16 protein-coding genes are annotated in these 13,723 nt (G+C 32.5%); 7 read left to right on the top strand and 9 right to left on the bottom strand.

The window, feature by feature from the left end; genetic code table 11:
• Positions 1–50 precede the first annotated feature (50 nt).
• A complete protein-coding gene (locus tag ACKTSU_RS01020; protein WP_408034525.1) occupies positions 51–671 on the bottom strand; it encodes a 2OG-Fe(II) oxygenase in 621 nt (206 codons plus the stop codon).
• Between the two features lie 92 nt (positions 672–763).
• Between ACKTSU_RS01020 and ACKTSU_RS01015 the strand changes: the two genes are divergently transcribed.
• A complete protein-coding gene (locus ACKTSU_RS01015; protein WP_408034524.1) occupies positions 764–2,887 on the top strand; it encodes a Tex family protein in 2,124 nt (707 codons plus the stop codon).
• A gap of 64 nt (positions 2,888–2,951) precedes the next feature.
• On the opposite strand, the gene ACKTSU_RS01010 is transcribed toward ACKTSU_RS01015, so the two are convergent.
• Positions 2,952–3,287: a single-stranded DNA-binding protein gene (locus tag ACKTSU_RS01010; RefSeq protein ID WP_408034523.1), complete on the bottom strand. Its 336-nt coding sequence runs from the start codon at positions 3,285–3,287 to the stop codon at positions 2,952–2,954.
• 171 nt (positions 3,288–3,458) lie between these two features.
• Here ACKTSU_RS01010 and ACKTSU_RS01005 point away from each other — a divergent pair, with 171 nt between their 5' ends.
• Together ACKTSU_RS01005 and ACKTSU_RS01000 are read left to right on the top strand one after the other, a co-directional pair.
• Positions 3,459–4,001, top strand: a complete 543-nt coding sequence (locus ACKTSU_RS01005; RefSeq protein ID WP_408034522.1) for a GNAT family N-acetyltransferase — start codon at positions 3,459–3,461, stop codon at positions 3,999–4,001.
• A complete protein-coding gene (locus tag ACKTSU_RS01000; RefSeq protein ID WP_408034521.1) occupies positions 3,991–4,341 on the top strand; it encodes a hypothetical protein in 351 nt (116 codons plus the stop codon). The genes ACKTSU_RS01005 and ACKTSU_RS01000 overlap by 11 nt, the downstream gene beginning before the upstream one ends.
• Here the strand turns inward: ACKTSU_RS01000 and ACKTSU_RS00995 are convergent, their stop codons facing one another.
• Entirely contained in the window at positions 4,342–4,806 is a 465-nt protein-coding gene (locus ACKTSU_RS00995; RefSeq protein ID WP_408034520.1) for a CBS domain-containing protein, read from the bottom strand.
• A 105-nt stretch (positions 4,807–4,911) separates the two neighbouring features.
• Between ACKTSU_RS00995 and ACKTSU_RS00990 the strand changes: the two genes are divergently transcribed.
• Entirely contained in the window at positions 4,912–7,212 is a 2,301-nt protein-coding gene (locus ACKTSU_RS00990; protein ID WP_408034519.1) for a M20/M25/M40 family metallo-hydrolase, read from the top strand.
• A 56-nt stretch (positions 7,213–7,268) separates the two neighbouring features.
• Here ACKTSU_RS00990 and pyk read toward each other — a convergent pair whose 3' ends face one another.
• The 5 genes from pyk to ACKTSU_RS00965 all read right to left on the bottom strand — a co-directional run bounded on the left by pyk (position 7,269) and on the right by ACKTSU_RS00965 (position 11,493).
• The gene (pyk, locus tag ACKTSU_RS00985; protein ID WP_408034518.1) at positions 7,269–8,696 is read right to left on the bottom strand and encodes a pyruvate kinase; all 1,428 of its coding nucleotides are present in this window, start codon (positions 8,694–8,696) and stop codon (positions 7,269–7,271) included.
• A 4-nt stretch (positions 8,697–8,700) separates the two neighbouring features.
• Positions 8,701–9,171, bottom strand: a complete 471-nt coding sequence (locus ACKTSU_RS00980) for an IPExxxVDY family protein (RefSeq protein WP_408034517.1) — start codon at positions 9,169–9,171, stop codon at positions 8,701–8,703.
• An 84-nt stretch (positions 9,172–9,255) separates the two neighbouring features.
• The gene (rnc, locus tag ACKTSU_RS00975) at positions 9,256–9,993 is read right to left on the bottom strand and encodes a ribonuclease III (protein ID WP_120185750.1); all 738 of its coding nucleotides are present in this window, start codon (positions 9,991–9,993) and stop codon (positions 9,256–9,258) included.
• Positions 9,994–9,999: 6 nt separating this feature from the next.
• On the bottom strand, positions 10,000–11,250 hold the full coding sequence (gene fabF / locus ACKTSU_RS00970) for a beta-ketoacyl-ACP synthase II (protein ID WP_408034516.1): 1,251 nt from the start codon (positions 11,248–11,250) through the stop codon (positions 10,000–10,002).
• Positions 11,251–11,256: 6 nt separating this feature from the next.
• Positions 11,257–11,493: an acyl carrier protein gene (locus ACKTSU_RS00965; protein WP_028891431.1), complete on the bottom strand. Its 237-nt coding sequence runs from the start codon at positions 11,491–11,493 to the stop codon at positions 11,257–11,259.
• A gap of 180 nt (positions 11,494–11,673) precedes the next feature.
• Between ACKTSU_RS00965 and purN the strand changes: the two genes are divergently transcribed.
• Both purN and ACKTSU_RS00955 read left to right on the top strand, forming a co-directional pair.
• Positions 11,674–12,243, top strand: a complete 570-nt coding sequence (purN, locus tag ACKTSU_RS00960) for a phosphoribosylglycinamide formyltransferase (protein ID WP_408034515.1) — start codon at positions 11,674–11,676, stop codon at positions 12,241–12,243.
• The gene (locus ACKTSU_RS00955) at positions 12,236–12,874 is read left to right on the top strand and encodes a ribonuclease H1 domain-containing protein (protein WP_408034514.1); all 639 of its coding nucleotides are present in this window, start codon (positions 12,236–12,238) and stop codon (positions 12,872–12,874) included. The genes purN and ACKTSU_RS00955 overlap by 8 nt, the downstream gene beginning before the upstream one ends.
• A 50-nt stretch (positions 12,875–12,924) precedes the next feature.
• On the opposite strand, the gene ACKTSU_RS00950 is transcribed toward ACKTSU_RS00955, so the two are convergent.
• Positions 12,925–13,272, bottom strand: coding sequence for a toxin-antitoxin system YwqK family antitoxin (locus tag ACKTSU_RS00950; RefSeq protein WP_408034513.1), 348 nt, complete (start codon positions 13,270–13,272; stop codon positions 12,925–12,927).
• 173 nt (positions 13,273–13,445) lie between these two features.
• Here ACKTSU_RS00950 and ACKTSU_RS00945 point away from each other — a divergent pair, with 173 nt between their 5' ends.
• Positions 13,446–13,646: a dodecin family protein gene (locus ACKTSU_RS00945; protein WP_408034512.1), complete on the top strand. Its 201-nt coding sequence runs from the start codon at positions 13,446–13,448 to the stop codon at positions 13,644–13,646.
• Positions 13,647–13,723 lie beyond the last annotated feature (77 nt).

Raw genomic sequence — 13,723 nt, 5'->3', positions numbered from 1 at the left:
AACATATATTCAAAAACTAAAAAACCTCGCAAATTGTGAGGTTTTTTAGTTTACACATTCTTAAACCAACCTACAATACTTAAGCGAGGTCTTGTCAACGCTGCTTTTACTTCATGTTCGGTTACATCACTCTTAAAAAAAGCAACTCTACCTCCAATCGGTAAAATGGTTTCTGTCATTTCTTTAATGTACAATACCAGCTCTCCTCCATCATCAACATTCCAATCGTCATTTAAGTACATTACAAACGAAAACAACCTTCCGTTATCACTCTTAAACTGATCTACATGACGTTTGTAAAAACTACCTACATCATAATAGGCATAATGAAATTCAAAAGCATTGATACTAGTGTAACATGTTTTGTTTAGATATTCAGCAAATTCATTCATTTTTTGGATAAACATCTTTTCTAAAGCATCTTCAGTTTTTTCGTTAATCCAGCAAATAACATCTCGTCGTATCTCTTTGTCTTTTGTATAATCAGCGTCTTTTCCAATACCCGCTCTATACATGGTTCCTTCGGTATAATGTTGTGTCAAATTATCCCGAAATCCTGCTATCATATCAGCAGAAAAAAAATCATCACAAACTCCAAACTCGTTGGAAATTAAGCCAGTAATCAATCGTTCATACTGTTGCTTATGCAATTCATTTACAGTTGTTTGCATTAATAAATTTACAATTAGACTAACCGCGAAAGATAGTCTAAAAACATATAGATTGTATACCCCCGAATAAAAATTTATATTTGTTTTATTTTATGAATTTACTATCCTATATAGGTTCTCATACCAACCTTTCTTCAACCGCTATTCAAAATACTATTGAACTGTTAAATGAAGATTGTACCATTCCTTTTATTGCTCGTTACCGAAAAGAAAAAACAGGAAATTTAGATGAAGTTGAAATCGGTCAAATTGTACAATTCAAAGAACAATTTGAAACCTTAGAAAAACGAAAATCAGCAATTTTAAAAGCTTTAGAAGAGCAAGAGGTTTTAACAGATGAACTAAAAAGCAAGGTTGAAAAAGCAGAAGATTTAACCACGTTAGAAGATTTATACCTTCCCTATAAAAAGAAACGCAAAACCAAAGCTGAAACAGCTCGTAAAAACGGTTTAGAACCATTAGCAAAGATGATTATGAGTCAGCGAGTAAACGATTTGGAATTTACCGCTTCAAAATACCTTTCGAACGAAGTAGAGCAAATAGACGATGCTTTAGAAGGTGCTCGCCATATTATTGCTGAATGGATTAACGAACGAACGGATGTTCGAAATAACATTCGTTATCAATTAGAGCGTTTTGCGACCATTGCAACCAAAGTCGTTAAAACCAAAAAGGAAGACGAAGCTGCTCAAAAATTTAAAGATTATTTTGATTGGGAAGAAAACCTAAGTCGAATTCCGTCGCATCGATTACTAGCTATTTTGCGTGCCGAAAAAGAAGGTTTTATCCGTATAAAAATCAGTATTGATGGCGAACGAGCACTTCAAAAAATAGAAGACAGAATTATTCGTTCACATAACGAATGTGCAGAACAAATTGAACTAGCCATCGCTGATGCCTATAAACGTTTGCTTTTCCCTGCATTGTCAAATGAAGCTTTAACTATTGCTAAAGAAAGAGCAGATGAAAATGCCATCAAAGTATTTGCTAAAAACCTACAACAACTACTATTAGGCTCTCCACTGGGTGAAAAACGAATTTTAGCTATCGATCCTGGATTTAGAACAGGTTGTAAAGTAGTTTGTTTGAACGAACAAGGAGATTTATTACATAACGAAACTATTTTTCCGCATGCGCCACAACATCAGTCAAAAGAAGCTATAAACAAACTTAGCTCTTTGGCAGATGCTTATAAAATTGAAGCCATTGCTATTGGTAACGGAACAGCTTCGAGAGAAACTGAACGATTGGTAAAAAGTGTCTATTTTAAAAATCCCGTAGAAGTGTTTGTTGTAAGTGAAGCTGGTGCTTCTATTTATTCAGCTTCCAAAATTGCACGAGACGAGTTCCCTAATTATGATGTAACCGTTCGTGGGGCTGTTTCCATCGGACGTCGATTAGCAGATCCTTTAGCTGAATTGGTAAAAATTGAAGCAAAATCAATTGGAGTTGGACAATATCAGCACGATGTAGATCAAACACAACTAAAAAAGTCGCTAGATACTGTAGTAGAACACTGTGTGAACAAAGTAGGGGTTAATATTAATACCGCCAGTGCTTCTTTGTTAAGTTATGTTTCTGGTATTGGGCCTAAATTGGCTGAGAACATTGTAAATTACAGAAACGAAAACGGAGCTTTTGCCAATAGAACTGGCATTAAAAAAGTTCCTCGTTTAGGAGGAAAAGCATTTGAGCAATCTGCTGGTTTCTTACGAATTAAAAACGGTGACAATCCACTAGATGATTCTGCTGTACATCCAGAACGTTATACTTTAGTAAAACAAATAGCCAAAGATGCTGGTAAAAAGGTAGATGATTTAATTGGTAACTCTTCTGCTTTAAAACAAATTAAGCTTCAGCAATATGTAACCGATTCTTATGGATTACCAACGCTACAAGATATTGTAAAAGAGCTGGAAAAACCTGGCTTAGATCCTCGTGAAAAGGCCAAAACTTTTAGTTTTAACGAGCATATTAAAACAATAGATGATGTACGAACAGGTATGGTACTACCTGGAATTGTAAATAACATTACCAATTTTGGTTGTTTTGTGGATATTGGAATTAAAGAAAGTGGTTTGGTTCATGTATCCAATCTATCTGATACATTTGTTAAAGATGTAAATGAACATGTGAGTTTACATCAACATGTTCAGGTAAAAGTGTTAGAAGTGGATACTTCAAGAAAACGTATTCAGTTAAGCATGAATTTATAATATAAAAAGAGCGGTTAATAACCGCTCTTTTACTTTTTCTTTTTTTCACAGTTTATTTTTCCTCTTATTTATTTCCTAACATCAATAGTTCATTACAAACTACTTCAGTTACATAACGCTTGTTACCCTCTTTGTCTTCAAAAGAGCGAGATGTTAATTTACCTTCAATCATTACTTCTTTTCCTTTTTCTAAGTACTTCTCTATAATTTCAGCTGTTTTGTTCCAAGCAACTACATTGTGCCATTGTGTGTCGGTTACCTTTTCCCCTTGATTATTTTTATACGTTTCATTAGTTGCGATAGCAAATTTTGCTAGCTTCTTTCCACTTTCAAGGGTAATAATTTCTGGGTTATTTCCTAAATTTCCAATTAACTGTACTCTGTTTTTTAGTGCGTTCATAATATTTGTTTTTAATGTTAAACAGTTAAGATTCTGTCATTCAAACGAATTGACATTACAAAGATGAAACACCGTACAAATTAAAAACGGTTTGTAATCGTTTATTTTCGTTTGTAATTGAATGTAATCGTTTAAATATTTTTAATATATTTGAAATCAAACAGTTAGAATATGAAATTTTATTTAGAAACAGAGCGCTTAATTTTAAGAGAATTTAGAGAAAGTGAAATAGAAGGAATTTTTGAGTTAGACTCAAATGCTGAAGTGCATAAATATTTAGGGAACAATCCAATCACAACCTACAAACAAGCAGAAGATATTATCACGTTTTTTGAAGAGCAATACAAAGAAAGAGGTATTGGCAGGTTTGCTGCTTTTGAAAAAGAATCAGGAGAATTCATTGGGTGGTCAGGATTGAAACTCAACACAGGAGAAAAAGAAGAATTAAATGGATTTACTGACTTTATTGATATCGGTTATCGTTTTATTCCTCGTTTTTGGGGTAAAGGGTATGCTTCTGAATCTGCTTTTGCTTGTTTAGACTTCGGCTTTAAAGAAATGAATTATGATATTATTTACGGTGCTGCCGATGTAGAAAATATTGGTTCTAACAAAATTCTACAAAAAATAGGTTTACAATTTGTGAATGAATTTGGCTTTAAGGGTGTAGATGTGAACTGGTATGAATTAAAAAAATCAGATTATGATCGATAAACAATGCTTAGAGTGTGGTGAAAAGGTAATCGGACGAATTGATAAAAAATTCTGTTCCGATTACTGTAGAAATGCCTACAATAACAAGGTAAACAAGGATAGCAAAAACCTTATCAGAAATACTAATAACCGCTTACGAAAAAACTATAAAATTCTTTCCGAGTTAAACGTTTCAGGTAAAACAAAAGTAACGCGTCGCAAGTTATTTGATAGAGGTTTTGATTTTAAATTTGTCACATCTTTATATACCACAAAAACAGGAAACACCTATTATTATGTGTACGACCAAGGATATTTAGAGCTGGAAAATGAATTCTATTTATTAGTTAAACAAGAGTAATTACTTCCAAGTATTTCCTTTAAGTTTCATCGCAGCTATTAACACATCTTTTTGACTGATTTGCCCAACTAATTTACCATTTTGAACAATAGGAAAACGTCTTCTACGAGATTGTAAAAACTTATTAGCTGCATCTAATATGTTCGTATCACCATCTATCGTTTGAACCTCTTTTACCATGGCTCTTCCAACAGTACTATTCTCTATCGGTAAATTATAATATCTGCTATCTGAAATTTGCTTTATACAATCACCTTCAGAAATAATACCTACCAATTCATTATTATCATTTACAACCGGCCCTCCAGATATTTTATTATTAATTAAAATATTAATAGCCTCTTCAATAGTTTGACCTTCCTTAAACGTAATAAGCTTCTTTGTCATATAATCTGACACTAAAATTGGCTCCTTCTCTTTTTCTGGTGGATTATTTCGTTTACCTTGAAAATTGATAATTCCCATAATAATTAGTTTTAGGATAGACTTAAATATACTGATTTTTAACCAATTAAAACTAAGTATGTTAAAAAATAAATTCCCTATTTTTATAAGGGATAAAATTAAACTATGAAAACATCAAGAAATTACCTAGCTGTAATCATTATCATTTTAACAGTTTATTGGAGCTTTAGTGATATGATACCTAGTGTATCATCTAGTAAAAAAGAAATAAAAACTGCTGATTTTTCTGTAGACAACGCGTTATATCATCTAAAAAATATTTCTCAAAAACCACATCATACCGGTACAGAGGAGCATAAAATTGTACAAGAATATCTTGTGCAAGAATTAAAAAAACTAGGATTAAACCCCGAAGTTCAATATCAAACAGCTATCAATAAAAAATGGAGAGCTGCTACAACTACAGAAAATATTCTTGCTAGAATTAAGGGAAGTGACAGTAACAAAGCTTTGCTACTATTATCACATTACGATTCCAATCCACATTCTTCACTTGGAGCTAGTGACGCAGGTTCTGGTGTGGTAACTATTTTAGAGGGTGTTAGAGCTTACTTAGCAGCAAATAAAACTCCCAAAAACGATATTATCATACTTTTTTCGGATGCAGAAGAATTAGGTTTATTAGGAGCGCAAGCCTTTGTTGAAAATCACCCTTGGGCAAAAGATGTTGGTTTGGTTTTAAATTTTGAAGCACGTGGTAGTGGTGGATCTAGTTATATGCTAATGGAAACTAACGGAAAAAATAAAACATTACTTACTGAATTTCTGAAAGCGAATCCAAACTATCCTGCCGCCAATTCTTTGATGTATGGAGTATACAAGAAGCTACCCAACGATACCGATTTAACAGTTTTTAGAGAAAAAGGGAATGTCAACGGATTTAATTTTGCTTTTATTGATGATCATTTTGATTATCATACCGAACAAGACTCTTACGAACGATTAAACAGAGAAACCTTATTACATCAAGCAGATTACTTAACTAGCACATTAAACTATTTTGCAGATGCTGACTTAACTAATTTAAACAGTGACACCGACTATATTTATGTCAACTTCCCTTTTACAAAACTTTTAACCTATCCTTTTTCTTGGGTTTTACCTATGTTAATTATTGCCCTAGTTATTTTTATTGCATTGGTTTTTGTAGGAGTTTCAAGAAAAAAAATCACCACTGTTGGAATGTTAAAAGGATTTATCCCATATATCATTTCCTTAGTAATGTGTATAGGAATATCGTATGGTTTATGGCAATTGCTATTAATTATTCATCCACAGTATACAGATATGTTACATGGGTTTACCTATAACGGACATCAATACATTGTCGCTTTTGTATTCTTAAACCTTTGGATAATTTTTAAAACATACTCGTTCTTTAAAGAACACAAAACAACAGATTTATTAGTTGCACCTATTACCTTTGGATTGGTTGTAAATTACCTTATATACACAAACCTTCCTGGTGCTGGTTTTTTAATTATTCCTGTATATGCTTCATTATTTATTTTAGCAATTCTCCTTTTTATGAATATTAAAAAGGAGTCTAGAGGTACTTTGTTTGCTATTCTATCAATTCCAACTATTTATATGGTTGCACCAATGGTACAACTATTCCCTGTTGCTTTAGGTTTAAAAATGTTATTGATTTCAGCTGTACTTTTAGTACTTCTTTTCGGATTTATGCTTCCTATTTTTCAACAAGAAAAACTAAAAAATGGATGGCAGTCTCTTACAGGTTTTGTAGCGTTATTATTTTTTGTTTTGGCTACTTTTAATAGTGGATTTTCAATAGAAAAGAAAAAACCTAACAGCTTAGTATTCATCCAAAATTCTGATACTAATACTTCATATTGGGCTAGTCATAATAAAACCCTGGACGGGTATACTAAACAATTTTTTGATGAAGATTCTCCTCAAGGAGGAAAAGACTTACTTGCTGGAAATAGCAAGTACAATACTTCTTTTAATTTTTATAAAAAAACAGAGAATAAAGACATTGCTATTTCTAACATAAATATCAATAAAGACACTATTAGTAATGGGAAGAGAAACATTTCTTTTACTATTACACCTACTAGAAATATTGATAAATATGAATTGTTTACAGCTTCTAAAATTACCTTAACGGATCTAACTGTTAACGGTACTTTATATGACTCTGGAAAAGCTTTTACTACTGATAAAGGCACACTACTTATTTACCAAATGGCAAATACTGATAGCGATTTAACTATTTCTTTTTCTATTGATAAAAACATACAACCCAACATTACATTACACGAAATATCTAACGACTTACTATCACACCCTAAGTTTACAATTAAACCAAGAAGTGAAGTAATGATGCCCATGCCTTTTGTAATAAATGATGCTATTATTTGTAACAGAAAAATAAAATTGTAAATAAAAAAGCTCAACTTTAAAAGTTGAGCTTTTTTATTATTTATATAGCTATTATTTTAATCGATATGTGAAACACGTAGGGTATTTACCATTCCTTTGGCTTCAACAGGCATTGAAGATAGATTTATTATAAAATCTCCTGATTTTACAAAACCTTTCTCCTTTGCAATTTCATTAATATCTTCAATTGTGTCATCAGTACTTAACTCTCTATCATAAAAATAAGCTCTAACTCCCCATAACAAATTCAATTTCCCTAAAATTCTCTTTTCAGATGAAAATGCTAATACATGTGATTTTGGTCTCCAAGCTGAAATTTGGAAAGCGGTATATCCACTATTCGTTAAAGTAGAGATTGCAGCTGCATTAATATCATCTGCCATTAATGCTGCATGGTGACAAACCGATTTTGTAATGAATCTTTTTGTGCGAATATGTGGCGGTTCTTGCGGAACTTCAATCAAATCTGAAAACTCTACACTTCCAATAATCTCAGTCATCTTTTGAATAACTCGTACTGGGTGCTTTCCTACTGATGTTTCTCCTGATAGCATAACAGCATCAGCACCATCCATGATAGAGTTTGCAACATCATTTACCTCTGCTCTAGTTGGTACCGAGTTTTCAATCATAGTTTCCATCATTTGTGTTGCAATAATTACTGGAATTCTTGCTTGTTTAGCTCTACGAACCAAACTTTTTTGAATTAACGGTACATCTTGCATTGGTACTTCAACTCCTAAATCACCACGAGCTACCATTAATCCATCACAATATGGGATTAAAGCATCAATATTTTCAACCGCTTCTGGTTTTTCAATCTTAGCAATTACAGGAACTCTATAGCGTGATTTCTGCTTAATTAAATCGCGAAGAATACGTAAATCTTCTGGAGTCCTTACAAAAGAAAGTGCAATCCAATCTACCTCTTGCTCTAATGCAAAAACAACATCCTTTTTATCTTTTTCAGTTAAAGCAGGTAATGATATTTTAGTATTAGGTAAGTTTACTCCTTTTTTTGATTTTAAAGGACCTCCTACAATAACTTTAGTTACAACTTCTTTTTCTTTGTCTGTTGCAACTACTTCAAATAACAGCTTACCATCATCAACTAAGATCTTTTCTCCTACTTTTACATCTTTAGGAAAGTGTTGATAGGTCATGAAAGCCTTCTCTTGAGTTCCTTCACATTTCTCTGTAGTAAAAATAAAGGTATCTCCAGCCTTTAATTCTACTCCTTCTTCCATTACCCCTACTCTTAGTTTAGGCCCCTGCAAATCGGCTAAAATTGCTACATTATACCCTCTTTCTTCATTTATTTCACGTATTTGACGAACACGTTCTTTTACTACATCATAATCAGCGTGTGAAAAATTAATTCTAAAAACATTAACACCTGCAGCAGCCATATCTGCTAAAACTTCTTTAGTATTGGTTGCTGGACCTAATGTTGCTACAATTTTTGTTTTCTTGTTATGTGGCATATTATTAAAAAATTAAAAAGTCTTTCGACTTTAATGAGTTTACCTCTATTTCGTAAGAGGTTATTATTTGTGGAACTTGATTAATATTTTCTATTAGTTTTACTATAAAACCGTAATCAAATTCTCCTTCTATCTTTAAAAAAAAATCGATTTTTTTCTTCTCTGGAATCAAATAGCTGGTTGAATCACTTTGACCAAAAAGACTTATTGATTCTGTTTCAAGAGTGTATTTAAATACATTGGATATTAAAAACCAATCTTGATCTAATTTTGTGTTTGTATACTCATATACGACATATGAAGATTCTATATTCTTTTGAAAAAAATCTAAATCGTAATTTGCTCTACGAAAGTTAACTTGTAAATGTTTATTTAACAAATACGCTAACCTATAGTCATTCAAAGTAGTATGGACGCCTATTAACGTGTAATCGTCGTTAGAAAAATCATTAATATTTACCTCATAAATTGGCATAAAAACAATTATTTGTTTTTTGCTAAATTAATGAATGTATCTAAAACAGTGTGTAATTTTTTCGAAAACGTTTTTAAGTAAGTGTTAAGGATTTAGCATTTGGCTTTGCATAGCGTAGTACACTCTTTTAGCAGCTATTTCTTCTGCTTTTTTCTTAGAGGTTGCCCTACCTTTTGCTATAATATTACCATCTATACTTACACGTACGCTAAAATGCTTCTTATTCTGATTACCAGAATCTTCATAAGACTCAAACTTGTATTTTTTCTTCTGCTTTTGACACCATTCGATAACAAAACCTTTGTAGCTTGATATTTTACCTTCAAGTCTTTCAATATCTACATAAGGCATTATAACTTGTTCGTATATGAACTGATGACAATAGTTATACCCCCTATCTAAGTATATAGCTCCTATAAGGGCTTCAAAAATATTTCCATGAATATTATTACTAACATGTTCTTTGGAAATATTACTTTTTACAAATTTAATTAAGTCCAAATCTTTACCTAAATCATTCAAATGCTCTCTACTAACAACTTTAGAGCGCATTTGTGTTAAGTACCCTTCATCTCCATCGGGTACTTTTTTAAATAGGTAAGAAGCGATTACCGTTCCTAAAATAGCATCTCCTAAAAACTCTAAACGCTCATAGTTAACTGGGTTTCCCTTACTGTCAACTAACTTTAGAGATCTGTGCGTAAATGCTTTTTTGTAAAGCGATAACTTAATTGGTTTAAAATTAAGTAACTCTTTTAATTCGTAGTAGAAGTTTTCGTCCTCCTTATTTTGGGGTTTGACAATTCTACGAAGAAAATTCATAAAAGATTAATCTAGTTTTCTAAAGGCTACACAGGCATTATGACCACCAAAACCAAATGTATTGCTCATTGCAACTTTAATCTCTCTTTTTTGAGCTTTATTTAACGTTAAATTTAACTCTGGGTTGATGTTTTCATCAACGTTAGTGTGATTAATTGTTGGGGGAACAACACCGTGCTCCATGGCTAATAATGAAGCAATAGCTTCAACTGCACCAGCAGCACCTAACAAATGTCCTGTCATGGACTTTGTTGAGTTGATATTAATGTTTTTAGCATGATCTCCAAAAACTTCAGAGATTGCTTTTAACTCTGCAACATCTCCTAAAGGGGTAGAAGTACCGTGAGTGTTGATATGATCTACGTCTTCTGGTTTTATTCCAGCATTTTCAAGACAGTTCTTCATTACAGCAATAACACCTATTCCATCAGGATGTGGTGCCGTCATGTGGTAAGCATCCGAAGATAAACCTCCACCTATAACTTCAGCATAAATTTTAGCTCCACGAGCTTTGGCATGTTCGTATTCTTCTAAGATAATAGCTCCTGCTCCTTCACCTAATACAAATCCGTCACGCTCAGCATCAAATGGTCTTGAAGCTGTTTCTGGACTCTCATTTCTAGTAGATAAGGCATGCATAGCATTAAAACCTCCCATACCAGCAATTGTAACTGCAGCTTCACTACCACCTGTTACAACTACATCACAATGACCAAGTCTAATGTAATTTAATGCATCAATCATTGCATTTGCAGATGATGCACAAGCAGATACCGTAGTATAGTTAGGTCCCATAAATCCATTTTTAATAGAAATATTTCCTGGAGCAATATCTGCAATCATCTTTGGAATAAAGAATGGGTTAAATCGAGGTGAGCCGTCACCTTCAGCATAGCTTAACATTTCGTTTTGGAATGTTTCTAAACCTCCAATACCAGCACCCCAAATAACACCAACTCTTAATTTGTTTACTTCGTCTAAGTTTAACTTCGCATCAGCAATTGCTTCATCAGAGGCAACCATTGCATACTGAGTAAACCTATCCATTTTACGCGCTTCTTTTCTGTTAATGAATTCAGTCGCGTCGAAGTTTTTAAGTTCACATGCGAAACGAGTTTTGAACTTGGCAGCATCAAAATACGTTATAGGTGCTGCTCCGCTAACTCCGTTAACTAAGCTATTCCAATACTCTTCTTTATTGTTTCCTATTGGCGTTAATGCGCCAAGTCCAGTTACTACAACTCGTTTTAATTGCATATAATCTTATTTTTTTGCGTCTTCAATATAGCTAATCGCTTGACCTACAGTACCAATGTTTTCTGCTTGATCATCTGGAATTTGAATATCAAATTCTTTTTCGAATTCCATGATTAACTCAACTGTATCTAAAGAATCTGCTCCTAAATCGTTTGTGAAGCTTGCTTCGTTAGTTACTTCGTTATCGTCTACTCCTAATTTGTCTACGATAATTGCTTTTACTCTTGATGCAATGTCTGACATAATTTGTTTGTTTTAAAATTTAAAATCGTGGCAAAAATACAAATCTTAGTTATTAATTCTAACTTTTGCACAAAAATGTGATGTCTAAATTAAAAAAAATACCTGAATATTTTGCTACAAATACCACCATTGTTAATAATTATTCTTTTTTTTGTAGTAACAAAACAACTGATTTTTAACATGAAACGCATCGTAATTTTTGCTTCAGGATCGGGTTCTAACGCCGAAAACATCATAAAACACTTCAACTCAACTCAAACTGCAATTGTTACTCACGTGCTCTCTAACAACGAACATGCCAAAGTTTTTGACCGTTGTGAAAGACTAGGAATAGACGCATCTCTCTTTGATAGAGAAAGTTTTACAAAAGATGACACTGTTTTAAATTTCTTGCATGTAGAAGCCGATTTTATCGTGTTAGCTGGCTTTTTATGGCGTATTCCTGCTAAAATTGTTGAAGCCTTCCCTAACAAAATTATCAATATTCATCCTGCATTATTACCAAAATACGGTGGGAAAGGCATGTATGGAATGCATGTTCATAAGGCTGTAAAAGAAAATAATGAGCCTGAAACAGGTATTACCATCCATTATGTGAATGAAAATTACGATGAGGGAGCCATCATTTTTCAAGCAAAAACTGCTGTTTCTTCAGAAGATACCCCAGAAACGATTGCTCAAAAAGTTCACGAGTTAGAATATGAGCATTTTCCGAAGGTAATTGAACAGGTAATTTTACAAAATGAGTAAAAAGAAAAAATACTACGTTGTTTGGAAAGGGAAAAAAACGGGTGTTTTTTCATCTTGGGATGCTTGTAAAAAACAAATTGATGGTTTTACAGGAGCCCAATACAAAGCTTTTGCCGATAAAAAAGAGGCAGAACTAGCGTTGAGTAAAAGCTATAACGAGTACAAAGGGAAAGACACTAAAAAACCTACCTTATCAGCTACAGAGAAAGCTAAATATGGAACTCCTATTCTAGAAAGTATCTCAGTTGATGCCGCTTGTGCTGGTAACCCTGGAATAATGGAGTACCGAGGTGTGCTTACCCATAGTAAAAAGGAAATTTTTAGAATGGGTCCCTTTAAAAATGGCACGAATAATATTGGTGAATTTTTAGCTTTAGTTCACGGAATTGCTTTACTAAAAAGTAAAAAACTGAATACTTACCCTATTTATTCTGATTCAAAAATTGCCATGAGTTGGGTTAAAAAGAAAGAATGCAGAACAAATATTGTTTTTGACAGCTCTAATAAAGAGATACTAGATTTAATAAAACGTGCCGAAAAATGGCTACAAGAAAATTCTTATAAAAATCCATTATTGAAATGGGAAACTAAGGCATGGGGCGAAATTCCTGCTGATTTTGGAAGAAAATAAAAAACCGAGCAAATTGCTCGGTTTTTTTATTTTTTATTCAAGTAACAACTTTACTTAACTGCCATTTTGGTTTCTTCTTTCCAAGTTTGAACACTAGCAATAGTATAGTCTTTAAAGTCGATTTCTTTTAAACCGTCTTCTTTCCACATAAACCATTTTCCTACTTTTTTACCAGCTTCATAATGACCAATAGCCACTTTGTTACCTTTTGTATCAAAAGACGTCCAAGTACCTTCTAACTTTTTATCTTTGAAAAAACCTTGTTCTTTAATAGCACCATTTTCGTAATAATACGTGACTTTCACTAACTCTCCTGTTACTTCATATTTTGGCTCTACTTCTTGAGCTTGTAACAACCCTACCGACAACATGCATACTGCTAATACTAATTTTTTCATAATCTAAATCTTTTAAAGTTAATACCTGATAACACAAATATACAAAAATTTTACATATTTGAAACATTTACATAACGTTAAATTAACATTAAAAATGTAATTGATTAATTTTCAGTAAAATAAAAAAAACAAAACCTTATATTTACATAACAATTATAAAAAAACGAGAAATTATGGCTGTAATGAAAGTTATTGAAATCTTAGCAAACTCTGAAAATAGTTGGGAAGATGCTACAAAAAAAGCGATTAAACAAGCTTCAAAATCGGTAAAAGGAATTAAATCTGCCTTTGTGCAATCACAAAGTGTGGTTGTAAATAATGACGAAGTCACAGAGTTTAGAGTAAATCTTAAGGTTACTTTTGAAGTAAAATAACCAAAACTATATACTAACTACTACTAATTGCGGTTTTGATTAATTATTTTCGAAACCGCAAATTTAATTTTATAACA

This window comes from Tenacibaculum aestuarii (genome assembly GCF_964510395.1).
In the GTDB taxonomy this organism is placed as follows: Bacteria; Bacteroidota; Bacteroidia; order Flavobacteriales; family Flavobacteriaceae; genus Polaribacter; species Polaribacter aestuarii.
The sequence above is the reverse complement of the archived record's forward strand: the minus strand, read 5'-3'. Positions and strand labels throughout refer to the sequence as shown.